The sequence below is a fragment of the Umezawaea beigongshangensis genome (genome assembly GCF_016464305.1).
GTDB classification, from domain to species: domain Bacteria; phylum Actinomycetota; class Actinomycetes; order Mycobacteriales; family Pseudonocardiaceae; genus Umezawaea_A; species Umezawaea_A beigongshangensis.
In genome coordinates, this window is record NZ_JAEIOJ010000010.1 from 86,120 (window position 1) to 111,057 (window position 24,938).

The following is a 24,938-nucleotide window of genomic DNA, read 5'->3' on the forward strand; positions in this document are numbered from 1 at the left end:
CGATGCGGCCGGTGGGCCGTCGGCGCCGGGCGTCAGTCCGACGCCGGCGCCTCGCCCGTCTTGGCCGTGCGAAGATCGGAGATCTCCTTCTCGAAGTCCTCGACGGACGAGAAGGAGCGGTAGACGCTCGCGAAGCGCAGGTAGGCGACTTCGTCGAGCTCGCGCAGGGGTCCCAGGATGGCCAGCCCGACCTCGTTGCTCGGGATCTCGGCGCACCCCGTGGAGCGGATGGACTCCTCCACGCGCTGCGCGAGCAGCTGGAAGGCGTCGTCGTCCACCGGACGGCCCTGACAGGCCCTGCGCACGCCGAGGACCACCTTGTCCCGGCTGAACGGCTCGGTCACACCGGAGCGCTTGACCACCGCGAGGATCGCCTCCTCGACGGTGGTGAACCGGCGGCCGCACTGGGAGCAGGAACGACGGCGGCGGATGACCTGTCCCTCGTCGGCCTCGCGAGAATCCACCACACGAGAGTCCGAATTCCGACAGAACGGACAACGCACGCCTGCTCCCCCTCCCCGAGGGCAGCATCGACCGCAACAGTCCTGCCGGTCGGGTTACCCACAACCTGTGGACTGCTTCCGTCGATGTGACCACTAGATGTAGGGGTAGAACCTAGGCCGGAACGCAACACATGGCAAATCTAGAACGGCCGTGTCGCCCGTTGGTGCGTCACATCTACGAAGGGCTACGAACGATCACCGAGAGGCGTCGGTGAGACCGTCCGGGACCACCAGCGGCTGACCCGGAGCGACCCGCGAGTCGCGCAGGTCGTTCATCTCGACGATGCGGGAGGCGACGGCGGCCGTGTCGCTGCCGGGCGCCCACCTCTCCGCCAGGGACCACACGGACTCGCCCGGCTGGACGCGCACGAGGACCGTCCGCTCCGGCACGGTGGCGTCGGGCTCGTTCCCGGCGTTGACGTACACCAGCCCGAGGCACAGGACGGTGAGGGCGGCCAGCAGACCGAGGGCGAGCAGCTCCCAGCGCGACACGGCGTGCGGGCGGATCTCGCAGGAGACCGGCTCGGTCCGGCGGGGCACCACCGGCGCGGCGGCGGGCCTGCCCACCGGACGGCGCGTCTCGCCGACCTCGAAGCGGCGCAACACGCGCGGGCCGGGACGGATGCCCCCGCTCGGAGGCAGGTCCGCGGCACCGGCGCAGTCGATCAGTTCGAAGCTGGAACGAGTGCCGACGAGTACCGCCATGACGCCTCCGTCGCAGGTCGACGAGCAAGATCGAACACGTGTTCGATCGAACGTACGTGCGAGTTTTTACCACCAGCGGCCGGGAGAGGGCCAGGACACGCCGGTGTTTACTTCGAACAGGTGTTTGATATGCGCGTACGTGGCGACTACCGTCGAACGCGAAGAACGATCAACAGCCGGCCTCGACGCGGGACCGGTGAGGAGGAAGCACCGTGGCACGCAAGACCACCGAGGACCGAGTGGCGGACGCCGACGGCGCCGGGGCCGGCGGGCGTGCGTTCCCCGAGCCCGGCGAGATCGCCGGGAACGCCGGTCTGACCCTGCGTCAGCGCAAGGTGCTCGACGTCATCAGGGACTGGCTCGACCGCTTCGGCTACCCGCCCAGCGTGCGCGAGATCGGCGAGGCGGTCGGCCTCACCTCCACCTCCTCCGTCGCGCACCAGCTGCGCGCTCTGGAGCGCAAGGGCTACCTGCGCCGCGACCCCAACCGGCCGCGCGCCGTGGGCGTGCTGCCGACCGAGATCGACGCGGGCCTCAACCCCTCCTCGAAGCCGACCCCGGCCTACGTGCCGATGGTGGGCCGGATCGCCGCCGGTGGGCCGATCCTGGCCGAGGAGTCGATCGAGGACGTGTTCCCCCTGCCCAGGGAGATCGTCGGCGAGGGCGAGCTGTTCCTGCTGAAGGTCGTCGGCGACTCGATGGTCGACGCCGCCATCACCGACGGCGACTGGGTCGTCGTCCGCCAGCAGCCGACCGCCGACAACGGCGACGTCGTCGCGGCGATGATCGACGGCGAGGCGACCGTGAAGACCTTCAAGCGGCGCGAGGACCACGTGTGGCTGATGCCGCACAACGACGCCTACGAACCCATCCTGGGCGACGAGGCGACCGTCCTGGGCAAGGTCGTCGCCGTCATGCGCCGCCTCTGACCGCTCAGCGGCGGCGTGAACGGCGCGGGCGGCGCACGAGGTAGACGACGCAGCCCGTCACCGCGGCGAACGCTCCCACGACCGGCCACACGTGCAGCGGCGCCCGCGTGCTCGGCTCCGCGGCCGGGGCAGCCTCCTCCGTCGCCGCGGGCGGCGGGGACGCGGTCGTGGTCTGCGGCGGCGGTGACGCGGCCAGCGCGGCGGCACCCTCGACGGCGCGGACCACGCCCGGCACGCCGTTGCGCGACTCGGACCCCGACAGCAGCGTGCCGTCCGGCTCGAACGCCACCGCCTCGCCCTGCGGCTCGTCGGGCAGCGGCACCCGCACGGGATCGGACTTCAGCGCGGTCACCAGGTCGCCGTCGGGCACCGGGAACAGGTAGGCGTCGGTGTAGGTCCGCAGGGCCGCGACGGCACCGTCGGCGCTCACCGCTCCCCCGGTCACCACGCGCGACCCCACCAGGCCGGACACCGGCCCTCCCGGCGTGTCCGTGCTGTCCAGGGACACCGAGCCGACCTTCTCCATCGGCGCCGTCGTGCCCGCCACGAGCGGCCCCGCGGGGCGGTAGACCAGGGCGGAGCCGATCGGCTCCTTGGTCACCACGTACGGGGTGCCCGAACGGTCCAGCAGGAGCGCCTCGGCGTCGTGCGCGCCGTCGGGGTAGGTCAGCCGGTAGAACCGCGAACCGCCCGAGGGGCTCACCTCGTGCAGGGCGATCGTCTCGCGGGTGCGCCCGTTGTCACCGGTGTCGCTCAGCCAGAGCGTGCCGTCGGGCGCGCGGGCCAGGTCCTCGACGTCGAACGGGTTGACCGGTGACGTGATCGTGTCCACCACCTCGCAGGAGCGGTTCAGCACCTGCACGGCGACGGAGCCCTCGTCGCTGTCGTTGATCGCGTACCAGCGGTCGCCGTCGGAGGCGAACCCCGACAGCTCGGCCAGGCCCGGATCGCTCACGGAGCACAGGTCGACGGGAACGGCCGGGTCCGCGAGCGCGAACCCGGCCGTCAGGACCACGACCGCGAGAGAGGTGCCGACCACGTCTCAGGCGAGGCTTCCGTCGGTCGCGAACTGCTCCAGCACGCTCGCGAGGTCGCCGCGCACCCGAGCGCTGAGCTGGGTGCCGACCTCGGTGTGCCGCTCGGAGATGATCTCGCCCTCGCGGTGCACCCTGGCCACGATCTCACCACGCGCGTACGGGACGAGCGCGTCCACGACCACGTCCGGGTGGGGGATCAGATCGGCGATGCGCTCCCGCAGCTCCTCGATGCCCTGACCGCCGTGGGCGGACACGAACAGCGCCTGCGGGAACAGGTGGCGCAGCCGGGCCAGGCCCAGGTCGCCCACCGCGTCGATCTTGTTGATCACCAGCAGTTCCTGCGGCATCGGCTCGTCGCGCCGCTCGGTGATCTCGGAGATCACCTCGCGCACGGCCGTCACCTGCTTCTCCGGCATGCCGTCCGAGCCGTCCACGACGTGCACGAGCAGGTCGGCGTCGGCGACCTCCTCCAGCGTGGAGCGGAACGCCTCGACCAGCTGGTGCGGCAGGTGCCGGACGAAGCCGACGGTGTCGGTCAGCGTGTAGGGCAGGCCGTCCGGGGTCGCGGTGCGCCTGGTGGTCGGGTCGAGGGTCGCGAACAGCGCGTCCTCCACCAGCACACCCGCGCCGGTCAGCGCGTTGAGCAGGCTCGACTTGCCCGCGTTGGTGTACCCGGCGATGGCGACGCTGGGCACCTCGTTGGCGGTGCGGCGACCGCGCTTGGTGACCCGGATGACGCTCATCGCCGCGATCTCGCGACGCAGCTTGGAGATGCGGGCGCGGATGCGCCGCCGGTCGGTCTCCAGCTTGGTCTCACCGGGACCGCGCAGACCCACACCGCCGCTGCCGCCGCCGGCACGACCACCGGCCTGCCGGGACAGCGACTCGCCCCAGCCGCGCAGTCGCGGCATGAGGTACTGGAGCTGGGCCAGCTCGACCTGCGCCTTGCCCTCCTTGGAGCTGGCGTGCTGGGCGAAGATGTCGAGGATCAGCGCGGTCCGGTCGACCACCTTCACCTTCAGCTTCTCCTCCAGCTGACGCAGCTGACCGGGCGAGAGCTCGCCGTCGCAGATGACCGTGTCGGCGCCGGTCGCGATGACCACGTCGCGCAGCTCGGCCACCTTGCCGGAACCGATGTACGTGGCCGGGTCGGGCCGGTCGCGCCGCTGGACCAGGCCCTCCAGGACCTCCGAGCCCGCCGTCTCGGCGAGCAGTGCCAGCTCGGCCAGGGACGCCTCGGACTCCGCGGCGGTGCCCTCGGTCCACACACCGACGAGCACGACCCGCTCCAGCCGGAGCTGCCGGTACTCGACCTCGGTGACGTCTTCGAGTTCCGTCGAGAGGCCGGCGACCCTGCGCAGGGCCGCGCGTTCAGCGAGCGCGAGATCACCGGTCGAGACCGCGTCCTCGTTCACCCGGTCGTCGCTGTCGTCGAGGTAGAACGTGTTTTCCGTCATGTGCCCTTCATGGTCCCATGTTCCGCTCGTCCGTCCGAGTGGTTATCACCCGGACGAGTCGCGAGGACGACTTCCTCGCTCTCACCGGGGTCGGTCGGCTTCGCGGCCAGCACTTCTGTCAACGCTCGCGACCCGCTGTTTAGTTCCGCGCGACCGGGTGGATCGGCCCGGCGCACGAGCGTCCGGGCGGCTCAGGACCAGCTGTTCCACCAGGTCTCGTCCAGCTCGCCCCCGGCCACCAGCACGGCGGGACCGGTCAGCGTGCTGTCCTCGTCGCCGATCACCACGGTCACCCGTCCCCCCGGCACGTCCACGGTCGCGGTGCCGGTCGCGACGCCCCGGCCGTGCAGCCAGGACGCGACGGCGGCGACGGTGCCGGTGCCGCAGGAGCGGGTCTCGCCGACGCCGCGCTCGTGCACCCTCATCCGCAGCGCGTTCGCGCCCGTGACGTTGACGAACTCGACGTTCACGCCGTGCGGGAACAGCGCGCGGTCGTGGCCGGGCGCCACGTCGAGGTCCAGCTCGCCCACGTCGACTCCGGTGACGCAGGCGAGGTGGGGGTTGCCGACGTCCACGGCCACGCCGGGGAAGCTGCCGCCGCCGAGGTCGGCCGCCGACGTGCCGAACACCCGCACCGGGCCCATGCCGACGGTCACGTCCCCGTCGGGGCGCGCCACCACGGACCGGTCGCCTCCCCTGGTGCCGATGACGAACTCGGTCGAGTCGACCAGGCCCGCGTCGACGAGGTAGCGGGCGAAGACGCGCACGCCGTTGCCGCACATCTCGGCGATCGAGCCGTCGGCGTTGCGGTAGTCCATGAACCACTTCGACCGGTCGTCCTCGTCCCGCACGACCCGCAGCACACCGTCGGCGCCGATGCCCCGGCGGCGGTCGCACAGCGCCCGCACGCGCGCGTCGGTCAGCTCCAGCGCACCGGCCGGGTCCGGCAGCACGACGAAGTCGTTCTCGGTGCCGTGCCCCTTGACGAACTCCACTCCACCCACGGCCACAGATTACGGGGTGAGCAGGGCCAGCACCTCCTCGACCAGCCGGGGAGCACCGCCGTCGAACCACGTCGTCCTGCGGTCGCGCCGGAACCAGGACCGCTGCCTGCGCACGAAGCGCCGGGTGGCCCGCGCCGTCTCCTCCTCGGCCGCCGCCAGGTCGCCGTCGCCGTCCAGGGCGGCGAGCACCTGCTGGTAGCCGAGGGCGCGGGACGCCGTGCGCCCCTCCCGCAGGCCGCGCTCGGCGAGGGCCCCGACCTCGTCGACGAGTCCGGCGGCGAACATGCGCCGCACGCGCTCGTCCACCCGCCGGTCCAGCTCGGCCGCGTCGCGGTCGACGCCGACGATCAGGGCGTCCCAGCGCGGCGGCCCCGGCACGGGGAGGTTCGCGGAGAACGGCTCGCCGGTCAGCTCGACGACCTCCAGGGCGCGCACGATGCGGCGGCCGTTGCCGGGCAGGATCGCGAGCGCCGCCGCCGGGTCCACCCGCGCCAGGCGCTCGTGCAGCGCCGCCGGGCCGCTCGACGCGAGCTCGGCCTCCAGGCGCAGCCGGATCGCCTCGTCGGTGCCGGGGAAGCGCAGGTCGTCGAGGACGGCCTGGACGTAGAGCCCGGAGCCGCCGACCAGCACGGGAGTGCGTCCGGCGGCGAGCAGCTCGTCCACCAGCGCGCGGGTGTGCCGCTGGTAGGCGGCGACCGAGGCCGTCTCGGTCACGTCCAGCACGTCGAGCATGTGGTGCGGCACGCCGCGCCGCTCCTCGGCGGTCACCTTCGCCGTGCCGACGTCCATGCCGCGGTAGAGCTGCATCGCGTCGGCGTTGACCACCTCGCCGTCCAGCTCCAGGGCGAGCCGCACGCCGAGGTCGGACTTGCCGGTGGCGGTGGGACCGACCACCACGACGGGCCTCACGGCCTGCTCCACAGCGCCAGGTGGTAGCCCACGCCGAACGGCGCCAGGAACTCGGCCAGGTCGCAGCGCCACGGCGTGTCGCCCACGGCACCGGCCAGCACCTGCCACGCCGCCCTGCCCGCCGCGCCCAGCTCGGCGCCGAGGTCGGCGTCGAGCCGCAGCAGCGCCTCGGGGTCGGCGGCGGCGAGTGCGGCGTGGACAGCGGCGTCGTAGGCCGCGGCCCGGTCGTCCGGCCTGCCCACGGCGTTCTCCCCGTGCCGGCTCGACCCGTCGCCGAGGACGAGCAGCCCCACCGGACCGGACGCGGACGCGGCCAGCGCGCGACCGGCGGCCGCGCACTCGTCGGCGGGCAGGCCGGGGGGCACGAGGGCCACCTCGACGGTGTCGGCGCCGGCCCGCTCGCGCAGCCAGCCCGCGATCAGCACGGGCAGCGGGAGCGGTCGCGGGTCGCCGCCGGTCCCGCCGGACAGCGAGACGCGCACGTCGACCCCGAAGCCGCGGAAGCTGCCGGTGGCCTCCGCGGTGTGGTGCGCCGGGCCGCCGGCGTCGGCCGCGACGGCCACCCAGCGGGTCGCCGACGCCGCGAGTTCCCCGGCCACGGCGAGGCACGCGGCGCGCAGCGGCTCCGTCTCGGCGGCGGCTCCGGAGGTCAGTTCGGGGACGAGCAGCGGTGGGTGCGGCACCACCGCGACGCGGGAGATCACGACCGGCCACGCTACCGACTGCCGATGCGGAGTACCGAGGCGAGCTCTGACCTGTTTGAATGCGCGCGGGGTACTGGGGACTGCCGAGCAGTCGAGGTACCGGGTGCTGGGCCCCGCCGGCGGCGGGGCGCCCGTGGTTGGCACGGGCACCACGAAGTGGGCAGGCGAGGAGGAAGCCGGCGATGACGGAGCACGACACCACACCGGAGGACCAGGCCGAGGTCGGCACTGGATCGGTGGTCGCAGGAGCGCGGCAGGAGGGGACACCCGCGGCGGTGGCGGTTCCCGTGGCGTCGGACCACCCCGAACGCTGGGGCCGCGTGGACGCGGACGGCACGGTCTACGTGAAGACCGCCGACGGCGAGCGCGTCGTCGGTTCCTGGCAGGCCGGTGAGCCCGCCGAGGGCCTCGCGCACTTCGCGCGCCGGTTCGACGACGTCCGCACCGAGGTCGAACTCCTGGTGAGTCGCCTGTCGACCGGCGCCGGTGACCCGAAGCACGCCATGACCAGCGCGAAGCACGTCCAGGAGAGCCTGGCCGACGCTGCCGTCGTCGGCGACCTCGAGGCGTTGTCCCGACGCGTCGAGTTCGTGCTCGCCAGGGCCGCCGAGGGGCTGGAGAAGGCGAAGGAGGCCAAGGAGGCCGCGCGGCATGAGTCGGTGGCGCGCAAGCAGGCCCTGGTCGAAGAGGCCGAGACGCTGGCGAACGAGTCCACCCAGTGGAAGACCACGGGTGACCGGCTGCGGGCGATCCTGGACGAGTGGAAGACCGTCCGGGGCGTCGACCGCAAGACCGACGAGCAGCTGTGGCGACGGTTCTCCAAGGCGCGCGACGCGTTCAACCGGCGGCGCGGCTCCCACTTCGCGGACCTCGACCGCCAGCGCGGCGTGGCGAAGAGTCGCAAGCAGGAGCTGGTCGAGGAGGCGGAGAAGCTCGTCGACTCCGACGACTGGGGTCCCACGGCGGGTCGCTACAAGGACCTCATGGTCGAGTGGAAGGCCGCCGGTCGCGCTCCCAAGGAGGCCGACGACGCCCTGTGGCAGCGCTTCCGCGCGGCGCAGGACGCGTTCTTCGCGAAGCGGTCCGAGGCGTTCAACGAGCGCGACGCGGAATTCGCCGAGAACGCGAAGCTGAAGGAGGACCTGCTCGCCGAGGCGGCGCAGATCGACCCGACCTCCGACCTGGAGACGGCGCGTCAGCAGCTCTACCGCATCCAGGAGCGCTGGGACGCGATCGGCAAGGTCCCGCGGGAGCGGGTGCGCGAGCTGGAGGGCAAGCTCCGGGCGATCGAGGAGCGGGTCCGCGGCGCGGTCGACGCCCAGTGGCGCCGGTCGGACCCGGAGGCCGAGGCGCGCGTCGCGCAGTTCCGCGAGCGGGTCGAGCAGTTCGAGGCGCAGGCCGAGAAGGCCCGTGCCGCGGGTGACCGGCGCAGGGCCGAGCAGGCCGAGGCGCAGGCCACGCAGTGGCGCGAGTGGCTCGCCGCGGCCGAGCAGGCCGTCTCCAGCCGCTAGGAGCGGGGTGTCCGGTCCGGTCCGCGGGGAGCGGACCGGACCGGACGCGTCAGAGGCCGGAGCGGGAGGCGGCCAGCTTCACCCAGCGCACCAGGAGCACGACCACGCCGACCACGGCGAGGACCAGGCCGGCGCCGGGGCCGGGACCGGGCAGGTGGCTGGTCGTGGTCTGGGTCGACCAGATCGACAGCACGCCCGCGACGGAGCCCGCGAAGCAGCCCAGGGTGCACGTCCAGGCGAGCACCCACCGCTGGAGCACGAGGGTCAGCGCGGTCAGCAGCACGCCGACGCCCACCGCGGTCCAGGCGAACACCCTCGGCAGCAGGCCCACGTCCACGCCGGTGGGCACCTGCCCCAGCAGCACGTCGTAGCCGCGCGCGGCGCCCACCCAGGGCAGCACGAAGGCCACCATGATCACCAGCACGGTGATCGCGATGACCAGGGCGCCGGGACCGGGGTCGACGCGCCGGGCGGCCGAGCGGCCCACCTGGTCGATCTCGGCGCGCAGTCCCGCCACGTCCTCCGGCTCCTGGCTCACGACGCCGAGCACCCCCCGACCGCGACGGGCTCGGCGCGCGGTGCGCCGAACGACGGCAGCCCCAGCGTGACACCGGCGGTCTTCGGGCGGATGCCGGCCTCCACGCGGTCACCGGCCTTCGTGCGCCGGTGGGACAGCAGCTTCCCGTCGGCGAGGAGGTTGTGCGGCGCGGCGTAGGTCACGACGGTCTCCACCACGTCGCCGGGCCGCACGGCACCGTCCACGGCGTCACCCAGTGGGGTGAAGTGCACGAGCCGGCCGTCGCGCGCGCGGCCGCTCATGCGCTGCGTCTCGGCGTCCTTGCGGCCCTCCCCGCTGGCCACGAGCAGCTCCACGCGCCGCCCGACCTGCTCCAGGTTGAGCACGTGGGACATCTCGTCCTGCAACGCCACGAGCCGGTCGTAGCGCTCCTGCACGACCTGCTTGGGCAACTGGTCGGGCAGCGAGGCCGCGGGGGTGCCGGGGCGCTTGGAGTACTGGAACGTGAAGGCGCTGGAGAAGCGGGCCTCGCGGACCACGTCGAGCGTCGCCCGGAAGTCCTCCTCGGTCTCACCGGGGAAGCCGACGATGATGTCGGTGGTGATGGCCGCGTCCGGCATGGCCTCGCGGACCTTCTCCAGGATGCCCAGGTACTTGCCCGTCCGGTAGGAGCGGCGCATCTCCTTGAGCACCCGGTCGGAGCCGGACTGGAGCGGCATGTGCAGCTGGTGGCAGACGGTGGGCGTCTCGGCCATCGCGGCGATGACGTCCTCGGTGAAGTCCTTCGGGTGCGGCGAGGTGAACCGCACGCGCTCCAGGCCGTCGATCCCGCCGCACGCCCGGAGCAGCTTGCCGAAGGCGAGGCGGTCGCCGAACTCGACGCCGTAGGAGTTGACGTTCTGCCCGAGCAGCGTCACCTCCAGCACGCCCTCCTCGGCCAGCGCCCGCACCTCGGCGAGGACCTCGCCGGGGCGGCGGTCCTTCTCCTTGCCGCGCAGCGACGGGACGATGCAGAAGGTGCAGGTGTTGTTGCAGCCGACCGACACCGACACCCAGCCCGAGTAGGCGGAGTCGCGGCGGGCGGGCAGCGTGGAGGGGAAGGTCTCCAGCGAGTCGAGGATCTCGACCTGCGCCTCCTGGTTGTGCCGGGCGCGCTCCAGCAGCACCGGCAGCGAGCCGATGTTGTGGGTGCCGAACACGACGTCGACCCAGGGCGCGCGGTCGACGACGGCGCGCTGGTCCTTCTGCGCGAGGCAGCCCCCGACGGCGATCTGCATGTCGGGGTTCGCCCGCTTCGCCGGGGCGAGGTGGCCGAGGGTGCCGTAGAGCTTGTTGTCGGCGTTCTCCCGCACGGCGCAGGTGTTGAACACGACGAGGTCGGGAGCGTCGTCACCGGAAACCGGGGCGTAGCCCGCATCCTCCAGCAGTCCGGCCAGCCGCTCGGAGTCGTGCACGTTCATCTGACAACCGAACGTGCGGATCTGGTAACTGCGGGTCACTGCAACCACCCTTTCATCGCTACAAGGGTAGAACGCCGACGTGCGACGATGCGCAGGTGCCGGGAGTCCTGAGAAGAGTTCACGCCGCGGGCGCCGTGCTGGCTCTCGCCGCCATGACCCTGAGCGGCTGCGGAGGCGACTTCGACGACGTCAAGCTGACCGTCGCCACGGGCAGCCTCCAGGGCGTCTACTACCGGCTGGGCGGCGCCCTCGCCGACGCCTGGACCGCGCAGCTGGGGATCGCGCACCCGCAGGTGGTGGCCACCAACGGCTCGGTGGACAACCTGCGGCGGCTGCGGACCGGGCAGGCGGACGTGGCGTTCTCGGCGGCCGACGCGGCGACGCGCGAGGACGGCGGGGGGCCGCGGCAGCTGCGGGCGCTGGCCAGGATGCACGACGACTACCTCCAGCTCGTGGTGCGCTCCGACCTGCCCGCGCGGAAGCTGACCGACCTGAGGGGCCTGCGGGTGTCGATCGGGTCTCCCACCTCGGGCGTGGAGCTGATCGCGGAGCGGTTGCTGGCGTCGGCGGGCATGTCCCCGGAGACCGACCTGGTGACGACCCGCCTGGGGCTGGACGACTCGCTGCTGGAGATGCGCGAGGGCAGGCTGGACGCGTTCTTCTGGTCCGGGGGCGTGCCGACGAGCGGCATCACGGCCCTGTCGGAGTCGCTGGGCCTGCGGATGCTGGACCTGGGCGACGTGCTGCCCCAGCTGCGCGAGCAGTACCCGGAGTACGGGTGGGCGACGCTGCCCGCCTCCGCCTACGGCCTGCCGGGCGGGCCGGTGGAGACGCTGGTGGTGCGGAACTTCCTGCTGGTCACGGACGCGATGCCGGACGACGTGGCCGAGGCGCTGGTGCGCGGCCTGTTCCAGGCGCAGCCGCAGCTGGTGGCGGCGAGCGAGGTCGCGAGGTCCATCGAACCGCGGGCCGCGGTGGAGACCACGCCCGTGCCGCTGCACCCCGGCGCGATGGCCCACTACCGGGGGGCGAAGGTCTGACGGGACCGCTTCGGGTCCGCGCCGAATTCCAGCGCGGACCCGAATCGCGAACGGAATTATTCCGATCGTCACACGGCCGGAATTTCCACGACGATTCGCAATCCCCCGTCGTCCGGACTTTCCACTCGGATCGAGCCGTCGACGCGCTCCACGATCTGCCGCACGATCGACAGCCCCAATCCCGATCCCGGAACGTTCTGGTGCGCCGGACTGCGCCAGAAGCGGTCCGTGGCGCGGTCCAGCTCCTCGGCGGCGAGACCGGGCCCGTGGTCGCGCACCGACAGCCGGACGACTCCGTCGCGGCGGCGCACGTCGACGTCGATCAGCGTGCCCTCCTCGGTGAACTTCAGGGCGTTGTCCAGCAGCGCGTCGAGCACCGCGTCCACTCCGCGGGGCGGAGCGAGCGCCGTGCCGCCGGGCTCGCCGTCGAGCACCAGGTGCACGTCCTTGGCCGCCGCCGCGGGCTGCCACGCGGTCAGCCGGCCCGCCACGGCGCGGTCCACGTCCACCACCACCGGGTCGACGGAACTGGACTCCGCGCGCGCCATCGCCAGCAGCTCGTCGAGGATGCGGTTGAGCCGGTCGGCCTCGCCGAGCGCGGCGACCTGGTGCACCTCGCCCTCGCCGTCGACGTGGCCCTCCAGGTTGGACAGGCGCAGCTTCAGCGCCGTGAGCGGGTTGCGGAGCTGGTGGGAGGCGTCGGCGACGAACGCGCGCTGGGCGGCCAGCACGTCGGCGACGTTGGCCGCCATCTGGTCGAACGAGCGGCTGAGCTGCCGCAGCTCCGGCGGTCCGCTGTCCGCGCCCACCGGCTGCACCGGCCGTCCCGACACGACGGCGGCCAGCAGCGCGCCGGTGGCGTCGTCGAGCCGGCGCACCGGGCCCAGCGTCCAGCGCACCACGGGCAGCGCGGCGAGCACGGCCAGCGCCAGCACGCACGCGCTGGCGGCCAGCAGCAGCACCCACCACAGCAGCACCTCGTCGCGGGTCGAGTCCGTCGGCGAGTAGGTCAGGACGGCGCCGCGGACCTCTCCCTCGACGAGCACGGGCTCGGCGAGGATCAGCAGGTCGTCGTCCCAGGGCATGAACAGCGGCGGGGACGACGGCAGCCGCCCGACGAGAGCGCCGCTGAGCAGGTCTCCGACCTCGGGTGACGTGAGGTCCACAGCGGAGCGGGACGCCGCCAGGAGCTTGCGGTCGCCGTCGACGACGGCGACCGCGATCCCGTACAGCTCGTCGTAGCGCTGGAACTCGGGCACGAGCAGCGACGGCTGGTCGTAGTTCAGCGGCCGCTGCGCGATCGAGGCGAAGCGGTTGGTGTCGGTGAGCCGGTCCAGGAACATCTCCTGCTGCTCCGCCGACGCCACGCCGCGCCCCAGCGGCAGCCCCATGCCGAGCAGGACCAGCACGACCAGCGACAGCACGATGCCGAGCAGGCGGGAACGCATCTACTCCCCGCCCCCGCTCGCCGCGACCGAGGCGTTGCCCAGCCGGTACCCGACGCCGCGCACCGTCTCCAGCAGCGACGGCCTGCCGAGCTTGGTGCGCAGCGTCGCCACGTGCACGTCCAGGGTGCGGTTGGCGCCGGACCAGGTCCTGCCCCACACCTCGGCGAGGATGCGCTCCCTGGTGCACACGGCCCCGCCCGCGGCCATGACGAGGGCGAGCACCTGGAACTCCTTGCGCGACAGCGCGACGGTGTCACCCGCCACGGTGACCTCGTGCCGGCCCAGGTCGACGCGCACGTCGGCCACCTCGAACACCTCGGTGCCCGTCCCGCCGACCCCCACCGGGTCGCCCCTGCGCCGGCGCACGGCGTGCACCCGCGCGACCAGTTCTCCCACGTCGTAGGGCTTGACCAGGTAGTCGTCCGCCCCCGCGTGCAGCCCGAGGATGCGGTCGTCGATCTCGCCCCGCGCCGACACGACGATGATCGCCACGTCACTCGCAGCTCTGATGCTGCGACACAGCGTCACTCCGTCCACATCGGGCAGACCCAGGTCGAGCAGCACGACGTCGACCCCCGCGAGCCGGTCGAGCGTCCCCCGACCGGTGGCCTGGCGATCGACGGTGAATCCTCTCCGCGTCAACGCCGGGACCAGCGCTTCTGCGACGCGGTCGTCGTCCTCGACGAGCAGAACCCGCACGACGGTCCCTCCCGAATACGTCCAGCTGACCTGTGACAGAGTTGAGACCCTAAGTCTTGCTCAATCACCTGGACTGGTGTGGTCATTCACACCTAGCTTTTCGGCCATCGCCGACGACCCCCCAATGGAGGACTGGATGACTTCCCCCGCTCAGGCGCCGCCGATGATCCGGATGGCGGGCGTGGACAAGTTCTTCGGGCCCCTCCACGTTCTGAAGAACGTGGAGCTCGAAGTTCCCAAGGGCCAGGTCGTCGTGGTGCTGGGCCCGTCCGGCTCCGGCAAGTCGACGCTGTGCCGCACGATCAACCGCTTGGAGCCCATCGACTCCGGAACCATCGAGGTCGACGGTCAGCCCCTCCCGTCGGAGGGCAAGCAGCTCGCTCGCCTGCGTGCCGACGTGGGCATGGTGTTCCAGTCGTTCAACCTGTTCGCGCACAAGAGCATCGTCGACAACGTCATGCTGGCCCCGGTGAAGGTCCGCAAGACCTCCACCTCGGAGGCGCGCAAGAAGGCCATGGAGCTGCTCGAGCGCGTCGGGATCGCGAACCAGGCCGAGAAGTTCCCCGCACAGCTCTCCGGCGGTCAGCAGCAGCGGGTGGCCATCGCCCGCGCGCTCGCGATGAACCCGAAGGTGATGCTGTTCGACGAGCCCACCTCCGCACTCGACCCCGAGATGGTGCAGGAGGTGCTCGACGTGATGACCACGCTGGCCTCCGAGGGCATGACCATGCTCGTGGTCACCCACGAGATGGGCTTCGCCCGCAAGGCGGCCGACCGCGTGATCTTCATGGCCGACGGCGAGGTCGTGGAGGACTCCACGCCCACCGAGTTCTTCTCCGCGCCGAAGTCCAACCGCGCGAAGGACTTCCTCGGCAAGATCCTGACGCACTGAAGTTCCCGAACTGCGGCGCTCGCGCGAGCGCTGCCGACAACAGAGCAGGAGTCAGACGATGAGGGTTCGCACCCTTGCGATGGTGCTGCTGGCAGGCGGCCTCGCCCTGAGCGCGTGTGGCAAGGAGGGCACCCCGACCGACTCCGGTCAGGCGGCCCCGTCGCAGTCCGTCGCCGCCGACGTGTCCGTGGACGGTTCGCCCACGTTCGACGCCATCAAGGCCCGCGGCAAGGTCGTCATCGGCGTCAAGGAGGACCAGCCGGGCCTCGGTTACAAGGACCCGACGACCAACAAGTACAGCGGTTTCGACGTCGAGGTCGCCAAGCTGGTCGCCGCGCAGCTCGGCTACGGCGAGGACAAGATCGAGTACAAGGCGATCCCGTCCGCCGGTCGCGAGCAGGCGATCATCAACGGTGACGTCGACTACTACGTCGGCACCTACACGATCAACGACGGCCGCAAGGAGAAGATCTCCTTCGCCGGACCGTACTTCGTCGCCGGTCAGGACCTGCTGGTCAAGGCCGACAACACCGACATCACCGGCCCGGAGACCCTCAAGGGCAAGAACGTCTGCTCGGCCACCGGCTCCACCCCGATCAAGCGGGTCAAGGACCAGGGCCTGACCGACAAGATCACCGAGTTCCAGAACTACTCGCAGTGCGTCGCGAAGCTGGACGAGGGCGCCGTCGACGCCGTCACCACCGACGACGCGATCCTCAAGGGCTACGCCGCCGCCGAGGAGGGCAAGTACAAGGTCGTCGGCAAGACGTTCTCCGAGGAGCCCTACGGCATCGGCCTGCCGAAGGACGACAAGGCGCTGCGCGACAAGGTGAACGACGTCCTGCAGGCGTCGCTGGACGACGGCACGTGGCAGAAGATCTACGACGCGACGCTCGGCAAGTCGGGTTCGCCGGCCACCAAGCCGACCATCGACCGCTACTGATCGGCTGATCGTGTGGCCGGTGATCTCGTGGAACGGCACGGGGTCACCGGCCACACCCCCATCATCCCCCGGCGAGGAAACCGATGAGCGTCCTTACCAACAACATCGACCTCTACCTGCGGGCGTTCGGCACCACGATCCAGCTGTTCTTCTTCTCGGCGATCGGCTCGCTGGTGCTCGGAACGTTCCTGGCGATGCTGCGGGTGAGCCCCGTCCCGGTGCTCCGGGCGGCCGCCACCACGTACGTCACCCTGCTGCGCAACACGCCGCTGACCCTCGTGTTCTTCTTCTTCCTCTTCGCGTACCCGCTGCTGAAGATCCTGCAGCTGGAGCCCTTCCCCGCTGCGGCGGTGGCGCTGACGCTCTACACCTCGGCCTTCATCTGCGAGGTCGTCCGCTCGGGCATCAACACCGTTCCCGTCGGACAGGCCGAGGCGTCCCGCGCCCTCGGACTGACCTTCTCGCAGATGCTGTCGAACGTGGTGCTCCCGCAGGCCGTGCGTTCGGTCGTCCCCCCGCTGGTGAGCACGCTGATCGCACTGCTGAAGAACACCACGATCGCCGCGGGCTTCTCCGTGGCCGAGGCCGGCTCCATCAGCTACAGCCTGTCGGAGCAGGGTGAGGACCTCCTCGCCGGTCTCGCCTGGGTCGCGGTCTTCTTCGTCGTCCTGGTGATCCCGCTGACGCTGCTGCAGCGCAGCCTCGAGAAGCGCTGGAGCGTCGCCCGATGACTTCCGTCCTGTTCGACGTCCCCGGCCCCAAGGCGCGGACCCGGCACCGGGCCATGGCGGTCGTCGGCACCCTCGGGCTGCTCGCGCTGATCGCGTTCGTGCTGTACCGCTTCTACGACAGCGGGCAGTTCACCGCGAAGAAGTGGGAGTGGCTCCAGTACGAGGCCATCCAGATCGGCTTGCTGGAGGGCTACCTCGCGACGCTCCAGGCGTTCGCGGTCGCCGCGGTCGGCGCTCTGCTGTTCGGCGCGGTCTTCGCGACGGCCCGGCTGTCGGACCACAAGTTCTTCAGCGCCCCGGCGACCGCGATCGTGGAGTTCTTCCGCGCCGTGCCGCTGCTGATCATGATGTTCCTGCTGTACTTCGGCTTCCCGACCATCGGCGTGAAGATGACGCCGTTCGTGGTGGTCGTGATCAGCTTGATCCTCTACAACGGCTCGGTGCTCGCCGAGGTGTTCCGCGCGGGCATCCTGTCGCTGCCGCGCGGGCAGAGCGAGGCCGCGTACGCGCTGGGGATGCGCAAGACGCAGGTGATGGTCCTGGTGCTGCTGCCGCAGGCGCTGCGCGCGATGCTGCCCACGATCATCAGCCAGCTCGTGGTGCTGCTCAAGGACACGGCGCTGGGCTTCATCATCACCTACGAGGAACTGCTGTACTACGCGAAGAATCTCGGTGGTTCGCTGGAGTTCAGCCGTCCCTTCGTGCCGGTGACGATCGTGGTGGCGGTCATGTACATCGCCACCTGCCTGCTCCTGACGTGGCTCGCCACGTACCTGGAGAAGCGCAACCGCCGCAGCTCGAAGGTGGCGCACATCGACACCAAGAAGGCCGAGGAGACGGTCCTCGTCGGCGACAGCACGATCTAGCTCGACCGTTCCGCGTTCGAGGGGCGTCTTCCCGTGTCCGGGGAGGCGCCCCTCGAACGCGACAGGGGTGGATCAGCGGCGGCGGAAGATCTTGTCGCCGAGCCACACCACCGGGTCGTAGCGGCGGTCCGCGACGCGTTCCTTCATCGGGATCAGGGCGTTGTCGGTGATCTTGATGTGCTCCGGGCACACCTCGGTGCAGCACTTGGTGATGTTGCACATTCCCAGGCCGTGCGCGGACTGCGCGGCGTCCACCCGGTCGGCCGTGTCCAGCGGGTGCATCTCCAGCTCCGCCACGCGCATCAGGAAGCGCGGTCCGGCGAAGGACGCCTTGTTCTCCTCGTGGTCGCGCACCACGTGGCAGGTGTCCTGGCACAGGAAGCACTCGATGCACTTGCGGAACTCCTGCGAGCGCGCCACGTCGACCTGGCTCATCCGGTAGTCGCCCGGCGCGAGGTCCTCCGGCGGGCTGAACGAGGGGACCTCGCGGGCCTTCTCGTAGTTGAACGACACGTCGGTCACGAGGTCGCGGATCACCGGGAACGCGCGCATGGGGGTGACCGTCACGGTCTCCGACTCGGTGAAGACCGACATGCGCGTCATGCACAGCAGACGCGGGCGGCCGTTGATCTCCGCCGAGCAGGAGCCGCACTTGCCCGCCTTGCAGTTCCACCGCACGGCGAGGTCGGGTGCCTGCGTCGCCTGGATGCGGTGGACGACGTCGAGCACGACCTCGCCCTCGTTGACCTCGACGGTGAAGTCGCGCAGCTCGCCGCCGTCCGCGTCACCGCGCCACACCCGGAACCTGCCCTGGTAGCCCATCTCAGCTCCCCGTTCCGCTGCGCCCGGTCAGCTCGTCGCCCGTGAGGTACTTCTGCAGCTCGGTGTGCTCGAACAGCGCCAGCAGGTCGTCCCTGATGGGGACCTGCGGCTGCTCGGTCACCGTCACGCCGTCGGCGGTGGCCCGGCAGACCAGGAGGGTGCGCCGCCAGTCCGGGTCCATCCGCGGGTGGTCGTCGCGGGTGTGGCCGCCGCGGCTCTCCGTGCGCAGCAGCGCCGCGCGGGCGACGCACTCGCTGACCAGCAGCATGTTCCGCAGGTCCAGCGCGAGGTGCCAGCCGGGGTTGAACTGCCGGTGCCCCTCGACGGTCACCGCCTCGGCGCGGCGGCGCAGCTCGGCCAGGCGCTCCAGCGCCCGCTCCATCTCACCGGCCGTGCGGATGATGCCGACCAGGTCGTTCATCGCCTGTTGCAGCTCGACGTGCAGCGTGTACGGGTTCTCGCCGCTCGCACCGGAGAACGGCACCAGGGCGGTGTGCTCGGCGGCGGCCAGCGCCTGCTCCGGCGGCACGGGCCGGGTGGTAAGCGTCCGCACGTACTCGGCGGCTCCCGCTCCGGCCCGGCGGCCGAACACCAGCAGGTCGGACAGCGAGTTGCCGCCGAGCCGGTTCGAGCCGTGCATCCCTCCGGAGACCTCACCGGCGGCGAACAGGCCGGGCACGGACGAGGCCGCGGTGTCGGGGTCGACCTCCACCCCGCCCATCACGTAGTGGCAGGTCGGTCCGACCTCCATCGGCTCCGCCGTGATGTCGACGTCGGCCAGCTCCTTGAACTGGTGGTGCATCGACGGCAGGCGGCGCTCGATCTCCTCCGCGGGCAGCCGCGTCGACACGTCGAGGAAGACGCCGCCGTGCTCGGAGCCGCGACCGGCCTTCACCTCGGAGTTGATGGCGCGCGCCACCTCGTCGCGGGGCAGCAGCTCGGGGGGTCTGCGGTTGTTCTCCGGATCGGCGTACCAGCGGTCCGCCTCGGCCTCGTCGTCGGCGTACTTGTCCTTGAAGACGCTCGGCACGTAGCCGAACATGAACCGCGAGCCCTCGGAGTTGCGCAGCACGCCGCCGTCGCCGCGCACGGACTCGGTGACGAGGATGCCCTTCACGCTCGGCGGCCAGACCATCCCCGTGGGGTGGAACTGCACGAACTCCATGTTGATCAGCGACGCCCCCGCCCTCAGCGCGAGGGCGTGGCCGTCGCCGGTGTACTCCCAGGAGTTCGAGGTGACCTTGAACGACTTGCCGATGCCACCGGTCGCGAGGATCACCGCGGGGGCTGTGAACAGCACGAACCTGCCCGACTCGCGCCAGTAGCCGAACGCGCCCGCGATCCGGTCGCCGTCGAGCAGCAGGTCCGTCACGGTGCACTCGGCGAACACCCGCAGCGCCGACTCGTGGTCGCCGGTCCGCGCGAAGTCCTCCTGCTGCAACGACACGACCTTCTGCTGGAGGCTGCGGATCAGCTCCAGCCCGGTGCGGTCGCCGACGTGCGCGAGTCGCGGGTACTCGTGGCCACCGAAGTTGCGCTGGCTGATCCGGCCGTCGGCGGTGCGGTCGAACAGCGCGCCGTAGGTCTCCAGCTCCCACACGCGGTCCGGCGCCTCGCGGGCGTGCAGCTCGGCCATGCGCCAGTTGTTGAGGAACTTGCCGCCGCGCATCGTGTCGCGGAAGTGCACCCGCCAGTCGTCGCTCGCGTTGGCGTTGCCCATCGCCGCGGCGATGCCGCCCTCCGCCATCACCGTGTGCGCCTTGCCGAACAGGGACTTGCACACCACGGCCGTGCGCACGCCGTGCTCGCGCGCCTCGATCGCGGCCCGCAGGCCCGCGCCCCCGGCACCGATCACCAGGACGTCGAACTCGTGCCGCTCCAGCTCGGGCATGGAACTCCTCTAGAAGAAGCGGGGATCGGTGATGGTGCCGCTCGCCACGAGCGAGACGTAGAGGTCCGCGAAGGCCACGGAGAACAGCGACAGCCACGCCCAGCGCATGTGGTGGCCGTTGAGCTTCGACACCCACGTCCACGCGCGGTAGCGCAGCGGGTGCCGGGAGAAGTGCTTGAGACGACCGCCGACGACGTGGCGGCACGAGTGGCACGACAGGGAGTACAGCCAGAGCAGCGCGGCGTTCGCGAGCAGCACCAGCGTGCCGAGTCCGGCGTGCCCCCACTCGCCGTCGGCGTCGCGGAACGCGATCACGGCGTCGTAGGTGAGGATCACGTTGAAGACCAGACCGGCGTAGAAGAAGTACCGGTGCGCGTTGTTGAGGATCAGCGGGAAGCGCGTCTCGCCCGAGTACCTCGCGTGCGGCTCGGCGACCGCGCAGGCCGGTGGCGACGCCCAGAACGCCCGGTAGTACGCCTTGCGGTAGTAGTAGCAGGTCATCCGGAACCCCAGCGGGAACACCAGGATCAGCAGCGCGGGCGAGAGCGTCCACCACTGCCCCACCAGGTGCAGCTCGCCGGAGCCGGGCAGGCAGTTCGCGGCGAGGCACGGCGAGTAGAACGGCGACACGTAGGGCGCGCTGTAGTAGGCGGTGTTCGCGAAGGCGCGGAACGTCGCGTACACGACGAACGCCCCCAGTGCCGCCGCCGTGAGCGCGGACTGCAGCCACCAGCGGTCGGTGCGCAGCGTGCGCGCCCCGATCTCCGCCCTGCCGCGCGCGTCCTGACCGGCCGTCATCGATCCACCTCGGTTCCACGTCGTCGTGGTGCGAGCGTCGGTGCGTCCCGCCCGGTTCCCGGGCGGGGAATGTCAGCCGCGGGGGCGGTGGTAACCGCCCAGACCCTCGTCGTCCGCGTCCTGCCAGAGCTTCGGGTCGTACGGCGTGTCCGACACGACGACGACCTCGCGCTCGATCCGCGGCGCCTCGCGCTGCCTCGGCGTGCTGTCGAGGTCCGCGAGTTCCGCCGCGTCGATGTCCGTGCGCTCCACGTCGTTGGCGAGCCGCTGCACCGCGGCCACGTCCCCGTAGCGCCCGCGCAGCGCGGCCACGCACTGCCTGAGCTGGCCGATCGTCCTGCGCAGTTCCACGATCTCCGTGGACGTCATGCGAGCACCTCCGGATGAGCGGTGCGCCTCTGGTTTCGCCCCACGACTCTGCCGCGAAAAGGACCTTGTGACAAGGACCACAGGGATCATTCTCGTGCCTGCAACGTCCCAGTAACTGAATCGTTTTTGATTCGGACGGGGGTCGTCTCGTAGTGTGCGAGGGGTCACGTCCGAGTGGAACGTCAGCGCTGCCGTCCACCGGGGCCGGGAGGCCCCCGATCACCAACGGAGACAGCGAGCATGAGCCCACTGCACCCCGTGGTCGCCCAGGTCACCGCACGCATCGCCGCGCGGAGCGCGGCAACCCGGACCGCCTACCTGGAGCGGGTCGCCGCGGCGGCCGCACAGGGCACCACGCGCACCGGCATGGCCTGCAGCAACCTCGCCCACGGCTTCGCCGCGTTCGAGGGCGGCGACAAGGCGGCCCTGCGCGCGCTGCGCAAGTCGAACGTCGCCATCGTGTCGGCCTACAACGACATGCTGTCCGCGCACCAGCCCATGCAGGAGTACCCGGCGTGGATCAAGGACTCGGTGCGGGCCTCGGGCGGTGTCTCCCAGTTCGCGGGCGGCGTGCCCGCCATGTGCGACGGGATCACCCAGGGACGTGACGGCATGGAGCTGTCGCTGTTCAGCCGCGACGTGATCGCCATGTCCACCGGTGTGGCGCTGTCGCACGAGATGTTCGACTCCGCGCTGCTGCTCGGCGTCTGCGACAAGATCGTCCCCGGCATGCTGATCGGCGCGCTGTCGTTCGGCCACCTGCCCGCGATCCTCGTGCCGGCCGGGCCGATGGCCTCCGGTCTCAGCAACGGCGAGAAGGCCCGCGTCCGGCAGCTCTACGCCGAGGGCAAGGCCACCCGCGAGGACCTCCTCGAAGCCGAGGCCGCGTCCTACCACAGCGCCGGGACCTGCACGTTCTACGGCACGGCCAACTCGAACCAGATGGTCGTCGAGATCATGGGCCTGCACCTGCCCGGTGCGACGTTCGTGCAGCCGCGCACCCCGCTGCGCCGCGCGCTGACCGAGTACGCGGGCCGCCGCGCCGTGGAGATCAGCCGCGGCGAGGAGTACACGCCCATCGCGGAGGTCGTCGACGAGCGCTCGATCGTCAACGCCGTCGTCGCCCTGCTGGCCACCGGCGGCTCGACGAACCACACGATGCACCTCGTGGCCATCGCCTCGGCCGCGGGCATCGAGCTGAGCTGGGACGACTTCTCCGACCTGTCGTCGGTCGTGCCGCTGCTGGCGCGGGTCTACCCCAACGGCAGCGCCGACATCAACCACTTCGCCGCGGCGGGCGGCGTGCAGTTCCTCGTCGGGGAGCTGCTCGACGGGGGCCTGCTGCACGGCGACGTGCGCACGATCGCGGGCCCCGGTCTCGACCGCTACCGCCAGGAACCGGTGCTGATCGACGGCGAGCTGATCTGGCGCGACGGTCCGCGCGAGTCCCTGGACCCCGCCGTGCTGCGCGGGCTCGACGACCCGTTCGCCGCCGACGGCGGACTGCGGATGCTCTCGGGCAACCTCGGCCGCTCCGTCATCAAGGTCTCCGCGGTGGCGCCGGAGAACCGCGTCGTCGAGGCGCCCGCGCGGGTCTTCACCTCGCAGCAGGCGTTCGCCGAGGCGTTCAAGGCCGGTGAGCTGGAGCGCGACGTCGTGATCGTCGTGCGCCAGCAGGGACCGCAGGCCAACGGGATGCCCGAGCTGCACGGCCTCACGCCGCCGCTGGGCGTGCTGATGGACCGCGGCTTCAAGGTCGCACTGGTGACCGACGGCCGCATGTCCGGCGCCTCCGGCAAGATCCCCGCCGCCATCCAGCTCACCCCCGAGGCCGCCGTCGGCGGACCGCTCGCCAGGGTGCGCGACGGCGACGTGCTGCGCCTGGACGCCGAGACCGGCACGCTGGAAGCACTGGTGCCCCCGGCCGAGCTGGCCTCGCGCGAGCTGGTCGACTTCCCGCCGGACGCCGCGGCGTGGACGGGCACCGGGCGCGAGCTGTTCGCGGCGCTGCGCCGCTCGGTCGGTCCCGCCGACCGCGGGGCGAGCGTCTTCGGTCCCATCGCCGCGTCGCACTTCGTCGGTCAGCGCACGTCATAGGCTGTCCTCGCACATCGTTCCGCCCACCTCTGGAGGCCCGGTGACCACCGGTCACGATCTGCTCGCCCTGTCCCCCGTCATCCCCGTCGTCGTCGTGGACGACGCGGACCACGCGGTGCCGCTCGCGCGAGCGCTGCTGCGCGGCGGGGTGAGGGTGATCGAGCTGACGCTGCGCACCCCGGCGGCGCTGTCCGCGATCGAGCGGGTGGCCGCCGAGGTGCCGGACATCGTCATCGGCGCGGGCACCGTGACCGCACCCGAGCACGCCGAGCAGGCCCTCAAGGCCGGTGCGGGGTTCCTGGTCACGCCGGGCTGCACCGACCGGGTGCTCGACGCGGCCGAGGACACCGGGCTGCCGTTCCTGCCCGGTGCCGCCACCGTCTCCGAGGCGATGCGGCTCGTCGAGCGGGGCATCACCGCGCTGAAGTTCTTCCCCGCCGAGGCCGCGGGCGGCGTCGACTTCCTCAAGTCGATCGGCGGCCCGCTGCCGCAGCTGAGGTTCTGCCCGACCGGCGGCATCACGCCCGAGAGCGCCCCGCGCTACCTGGCCCTGTCCAACGTGGGCTGCGTCGGCGGCTCGTGGCTGGCGCCGAAGGACGCGCTGGCCTCGGGGGACTTCGAGCGGGTCGAGGAGCTGGCGCGCGCCGCCGCCGCGCTGGGCTGATCACCGGAGTCGTCGTCCCGGACGGCACGGCCGGGCGGAACGCGGACCGAGTCCACCAGGGCCGTCACCGCGGGGTGCCACTCGCGACCGGCCGGGCCGCCGAGGACGAGCCTGCGCACCACCGGGTCGCGCAGCGGCACCATCACCAGGCCCGGTGGCAGCATCGACGCCACCAGGCCGGGCACGATCGACACGCCCACGCCGGTGCGGATCATGGCGAACAGCGTGCCCAGTTCGCGCACCCGGTGGCGCGGGGTGAACGGGTGACCGGCGTACGCCTGCCGCACGTGCTGCTCGCAGCCGCAGCGGGTCAGCAGGAACGGGTCGTCGGCCAGGTCGGTCACGTCGATCCGGGGCAGCGTCGCCAGCGGGTGATCCGTGCGCAGCAGGGCCTGGAACGCGTCCTCGCAGAGCAGCGCGCCGAAGCCGGGCGACGGATCGACCAGGACCGCGGCGTCGACCGTGCCGCCGTTCAGCCACTCGGCGACCTCGTCGTCCTCGCCCTCGAACACCCGGACCCGCACGTGCGGGAACTCCGTGCGCCACCGGGCCAGCAGGTCGGGCAGCAGTCCCTGGCACACGCTGGGTGGCGCGGCGAGCCGGACCGTGCCGCGTGCTCCGCCGTGCCGGCGTTCGGCCAGGTCGGTGATCGCGGTGGACGCGGCCACCGCGGCGCGGGCGTGCGCCAGGACCTCCTCCCCGAACGCGGTGGGCACGGGGCGTCCGCGCCGGGACAGCACGGGGTGACCGAGCGTGCGTTCGAGCGCGGCGACCGCGTGCGAGACGGCGGACTGGGTGAGCCCGAGGGCGTCGGCGGCGGTGCGGAACCCGCCCTCGTCGACGACGGCGAGGAAGGCCCGCAACTGGGCGAAGTTCAGGGCCATGAGCGCCTCTCATGTCGGATCGGCGAGCACTTGTTGGACTCATGGTGCTCCTCCGGGT

The 24,938-nt window shown here is 71.7% G+C and carries 24 protein-coding genes and 1 pseudogene; 9 read left to right on the plus strand and 16 right to left on the minus strand.

The window, feature by feature from the left end; translation table 11 throughout:
- Positions 1 to 32: 32 nt before the first annotated feature.
- Together nrdR and IMZ35_RS23180 are read right to left on the minus strand one after the other, a co-directional pair.
- The gene (nrdR, locus tag IMZ35_RS23175; protein ID WP_199443276.1) at positions 33 to 503 is read right to left on the minus strand and encodes a transcriptional regulator NrdR; all 471 of its coding nucleotides are present in this window, start codon (positions 501 to 503) and stop codon (positions 33 to 35) included.
- A 195-nt stretch (positions 504 to 698) separates the two neighbouring features.
- Positions 699 to 1,208: a LysM peptidoglycan-binding domain-containing protein gene (locus IMZ35_RS23180; RefSeq protein ID WP_199443277.1), complete on the minus strand. Its 510-nt coding sequence runs from the start codon at positions 1,206 to 1,208 to the stop codon at positions 699 to 701.
- Between the two features lie 296 nt (positions 1,209 to 1,504).
- Between IMZ35_RS23180 and lexA the strand changes: the two genes are divergently transcribed.
- On the plus strand, positions 1,505 to 2,137 hold the full coding sequence (gene lexA, locus IMZ35_RS23185) for a transcriptional repressor LexA (RefSeq protein ID WP_307868684.1): 633 nt from the start codon (positions 1,505 to 1,507) through the stop codon (positions 2,135 to 2,137).
- Between the two features lie 4 nt (positions 2,138 to 2,141).
- Here lexA and IMZ35_RS23190 read toward each other — a convergent pair whose 3' ends face one another.
- The 5 genes from IMZ35_RS23190 to IMZ35_RS23210 all read right to left on the minus strand — a co-directional run bounded on the left by IMZ35_RS23190 (position 2,142) and on the right by IMZ35_RS23210 (position 7,248).
- Entirely contained in the window at positions 2,142 to 3,176 is a 1,035-nt protein-coding gene (locus IMZ35_RS23190) for an SdiA-regulated/phytase-like domain-containing protein (protein WP_199443279.1), read from the minus strand.
- Positions 3,177 to 3,179: 3 nt separating this feature from the next.
- On the minus strand, positions 3,180 to 4,631 hold the full coding sequence (hflX, locus tag IMZ35_RS23195; protein ID WP_199443280.1) for a GTPase HflX: 1,452 nt from the start codon (positions 4,629 to 4,631) through the stop codon (positions 3,180 to 3,182).
- Between the two features lie 191 nt (positions 4,632 to 4,822).
- Positions 4,823 to 5,635, minus strand: a complete 813-nt coding sequence (dapF, locus tag IMZ35_RS23200; RefSeq protein ID WP_199443281.1) for a diaminopimelate epimerase — start codon at positions 5,633 to 5,635, stop codon at positions 4,823 to 4,825.
- 9 nt (positions 5,636 to 5,644) lie between these two features.
- Positions 5,645 to 6,544, minus strand: a complete 900-nt coding sequence (miaA, locus tag IMZ35_RS23205; RefSeq protein ID WP_199443282.1) for a tRNA (adenosine(37)-N6)-dimethylallyltransferase MiaA — start codon at positions 6,542 to 6,544, stop codon at positions 5,645 to 5,647.
- Positions 6,541 to 7,248, minus strand: coding sequence for a class III extradiol ring-cleavage dioxygenase family protein (locus tag IMZ35_RS23210; protein ID WP_199443283.1), 708 nt, complete (start codon positions 7,246 to 7,248; stop codon positions 6,541 to 6,543). Before IMZ35_RS23210 ends, miaA begins: the two co-directional genes overlap by 4 nt.
- Positions 7,249 to 7,430: 182 nt before the next feature.
- Here IMZ35_RS23210 and IMZ35_RS23215 point away from each other — a divergent pair, with 182 nt between their 5' ends.
- The gene (locus tag IMZ35_RS23215; protein ID WP_199443284.1) at positions 7,431 to 8,759 is read left to right on the plus strand and encodes a DUF349 domain-containing protein; all 1,329 of its coding nucleotides are present in this window, start codon (positions 7,431 to 7,433) and stop codon (positions 8,757 to 8,759) included.
- Positions 8,760 to 8,808: 49 nt separating this feature from the next.
- Here IMZ35_RS23215 and IMZ35_RS23220 read toward each other — a convergent pair whose 3' ends face one another.
- Both IMZ35_RS23220 and miaB read right to left on the minus strand, forming a co-directional pair.
- Positions 8,809 to 9,297: an Rv2732c family membrane protein gene (locus IMZ35_RS23220; protein ID WP_307868655.1), complete on the minus strand. Its 489-nt coding sequence runs from the start codon at positions 9,295 to 9,297 to the stop codon at positions 8,809 to 8,811.
- Positions 9,294 to 10,775, minus strand: coding sequence for a tRNA (N6-isopentenyl adenosine(37)-C2)-methylthiotransferase MiaB (miaB, locus tag IMZ35_RS23225; protein ID WP_199443286.1), 1,482 nt, complete (start codon positions 10,773 to 10,775; stop codon positions 9,294 to 9,296). The genes IMZ35_RS23220 and miaB overlap by 4 nt, the downstream gene beginning before the upstream one ends.
- A gap of 56 nt (positions 10,776 to 10,831) precedes the next feature.
- Between miaB and IMZ35_RS23230 the strand changes: the two genes are divergently transcribed.
- Positions 10,832 to 11,776 carry a TAXI family TRAP transporter solute-binding subunit gene (locus IMZ35_RS23230; RefSeq protein WP_307868656.1) on the plus strand — a complete coding sequence of 315 codons (945 nt, stop codon included), beginning with the start codon at positions 10,832 to 10,834 and terminating at the stop codon, positions 11,774 to 11,776.
- A 68-nt stretch (positions 11,777 to 11,844) separates the two neighbouring features.
- Here IMZ35_RS23230 and IMZ35_RS23235 read toward each other — a convergent pair whose 3' ends face one another.
- Both IMZ35_RS23235 and IMZ35_RS23240 read right to left on the minus strand, forming a co-directional pair.
- Entirely contained in the window at positions 11,845 to 13,224 is a 1,380-nt protein-coding gene (locus tag IMZ35_RS23235; protein WP_199443287.1) for a sensor histidine kinase, read from the minus strand.
- Positions 13,225 to 13,923 carry a response regulator transcription factor gene (locus tag IMZ35_RS23240; RefSeq protein ID WP_199443288.1) on the minus strand — a complete coding sequence of 233 codons (699 nt, stop codon included), beginning with the start codon at positions 13,921 to 13,923 and terminating at the stop codon, positions 13,225 to 13,227.
- Positions 13,924 to 14,086: 163 nt separating this feature from the next.
- On the opposite strand from IMZ35_RS23240, the gene IMZ35_RS23245 reads away from it, so the two are divergent.
- The 4 genes from IMZ35_RS23245 to IMZ35_RS23260 all read left to right on the plus strand — a co-directional run bounded on the left by IMZ35_RS23245 (position 14,087) and on the right by IMZ35_RS23260 (position 17,355).
- Positions 14,087 to 14,815, plus strand: coding sequence for an amino acid ABC transporter ATP-binding protein (locus IMZ35_RS23245; RefSeq protein WP_199443422.1), 729 nt, complete (start codon positions 14,087 to 14,089; stop codon positions 14,813 to 14,815).
- A gap of 58 nt (positions 14,816 to 14,873) precedes the next feature.
- A complete protein-coding gene (locus tag IMZ35_RS23250; protein WP_199443289.1) occupies positions 14,874 to 15,758 on the plus strand; it encodes a glutamate ABC transporter substrate-binding protein in 885 nt (294 codons plus the stop codon).
- Positions 15,759 to 15,841: 83 nt separating this feature from the next.
- Entirely contained in the window at positions 15,842 to 16,489 is a 648-nt protein-coding gene (locus IMZ35_RS23255) for an amino acid ABC transporter permease (protein ID WP_199443290.1), read from the plus strand.
- Positions 16,486 to 17,355 carry an amino acid ABC transporter permease gene (locus IMZ35_RS23260; protein WP_199443291.1) on the plus strand — a complete coding sequence of 290 codons (870 nt, stop codon included), beginning with the start codon at positions 16,486 to 16,488 and terminating at the stop codon, positions 17,353 to 17,355. The genes IMZ35_RS23255 and IMZ35_RS23260 overlap by 4 nt, the downstream gene beginning before the upstream one ends.
- A gap of 72 nt (positions 17,356 to 17,427) precedes the next feature.
- On the opposite strand, the gene IMZ35_RS23265 is transcribed toward IMZ35_RS23260, so the two are convergent.
- From IMZ35_RS23265 to IMZ35_RS23280, 4 genes are all read right to left on the minus strand, one after another.
- On the minus strand, positions 17,428 to 18,177 hold the full coding sequence (locus IMZ35_RS23265) for a succinate dehydrogenase/fumarate reductase iron-sulfur subunit (RefSeq protein ID WP_199443292.1): 750 nt from the start codon (positions 18,175 to 18,177) through the stop codon (positions 17,428 to 17,430).
- Between the two features lies 1 nt (position 18,178).
- Complete coding sequence (locus IMZ35_RS23270) at positions 18,179 to 20,068, minus strand: fumarate reductase/succinate dehydrogenase flavoprotein subunit (protein WP_199443293.1); 1,890 nt, start codon at positions 20,066 to 20,068, stop codon at positions 18,179 to 18,181.
- A 9-nt stretch (positions 20,069 to 20,077) separates the two neighbouring features.
- Positions 20,078 to 20,866 (minus strand): succinate dehydrogenase subunit SdhC, encoded by a 789-nt coding sequence (sdhC, locus tag IMZ35_RS23275; protein ID WP_199443294.1) that lies wholly within the window; start codon positions 20,864 to 20,866, stop codon positions 20,078 to 20,080.
- Positions 20,867 to 20,938: 72 nt separating this feature from the next.
- Positions 20,939 to 21,235 carry an Rv0250c family protein gene (locus IMZ35_RS23280; protein WP_199443295.1) on the minus strand — a complete coding sequence of 99 codons (297 nt, stop codon included), beginning with the start codon at positions 21,233 to 21,235 and terminating at the stop codon, positions 20,939 to 20,941.
- A 240-nt stretch (positions 21,236 to 21,475) separates the two neighbouring features.
- On the opposite strand from IMZ35_RS23280, the gene edd reads away from it, so the two are divergent.
- Both edd and eda read left to right on the plus strand, forming a co-directional pair.
- Positions 21,476 to 23,332 (plus strand): phosphogluconate dehydratase, encoded by a 1,857-nt coding sequence (gene edd / locus IMZ35_RS23285; protein ID WP_199443296.1) that lies wholly within the window; start codon positions 21,476 to 21,478, stop codon positions 23,330 to 23,332.
- A gap of 40 nt (positions 23,333 to 23,372) precedes the next feature.
- On the plus strand, positions 23,373 to 23,996 hold the full coding sequence (gene eda / locus IMZ35_RS30970) for a bifunctional 4-hydroxy-2-oxoglutarate aldolase/2-dehydro-3-deoxy-phosphogluconate aldolase (RefSeq protein WP_307868659.1): 624 nt from the start codon (positions 23,373 to 23,375) through the stop codon (positions 23,994 to 23,996).
- A 53-nt stretch (positions 23,997 to 24,049) separates the two neighbouring features.
- Here eda and IMZ35_RS23290 read toward each other — a convergent pair.
- Positions 24,050 to 24,880 (minus strand): annotated as a pseudogene (locus IMZ35_RS23290) (LysR family transcriptional regulator); the annotation flags it as partial.
- Positions 24,881 to 24,938: the final 58 nt, after the last annotated feature.

Excerpts from the sequence above, each read along its gene's own strand:
- IMZ35_RS23180 (WP_199443277.1), bottom strand. The coding sequence starts at position 1,208 with ATGGCGGTACTCGTCGGCACTCGTTCCAGCTTCGAACTGATCGACTGC.
- hflX (WP_199443280.1), bottom strand. The coding sequence starts at position 4,631 with ATGACGGAAAACACGTTCTACCTCGACGACAGCGACGACCGGGTGAAC.
- IMZ35_RS23215 (WP_199443284.1), top strand. The coding sequence starts at position 7,431 with ATGACGGAGCACGACACCACACCGGAGGACCAGGCCGAGGTCGGCACT.
- IMZ35_RS23235 (WP_199443287.1), bottom strand. The coding sequence starts at position 13,224 with ATGCGTTCCCGCCTGCTCGGCATCGTGCTGTCGCTGGTCGTGCTGGTC.
- IMZ35_RS23245 (WP_199443422.1), top strand. The coding sequence starts at position 14,087 with ATGATCCGGATGGCGGGCGTGGACAAGTTCTTCGGGCCCCTCCACGTT.
- IMZ35_RS23250 (WP_199443289.1), top strand. The coding sequence starts at position 14,874 with ATGAGGGTTCGCACCCTTGCGATGGTGCTGCTGGCAGGCGGCCTCGCC.
- IMZ35_RS23255 (WP_199443290.1), top strand. The coding sequence starts at position 15,842 with ATGAGCGTCCTTACCAACAACATCGACCTCTACCTGCGGGCGTTCGGC.
- IMZ35_RS23260 (WP_199443291.1), top strand. The coding sequence starts at position 16,486 with ATGACTTCCGTCCTGTTCGACGTCCCCGGCCCCAAGGCGCGGACCCGG.
- IMZ35_RS23265 (WP_199443292.1), bottom strand. The coding sequence starts at position 18,177 with ATGGGCTACCAGGGCAGGTTCCGGGTGTGGCGCGGTGACGCGGACGGC.
- IMZ35_RS23270 (WP_199443293.1), bottom strand. The coding sequence starts at position 20,068 with ATGCCCGAGCTGGAGCGGCACGAGTTCGACGTCCTGGTGATCGGTGCC.
- sdhC (WP_199443294.1), bottom strand. The coding sequence starts at position 20,866 with ATGACGGCCGGTCAGGACGCGCGCGGCAGGGCGGAGATCGGGGCGCGC.
- IMZ35_RS23280 (WP_199443295.1), bottom strand. The coding sequence starts at position 21,235 with ATGACGTCCACGGAGATCGTGGAACTGCGCAGGACGATCGGCCAGCTC.
- edd (WP_199443296.1), top strand. The coding sequence starts at position 21,476 with ATGAGCCCACTGCACCCCGTGGTCGCCCAGGTCACCGCACGCATCGCC.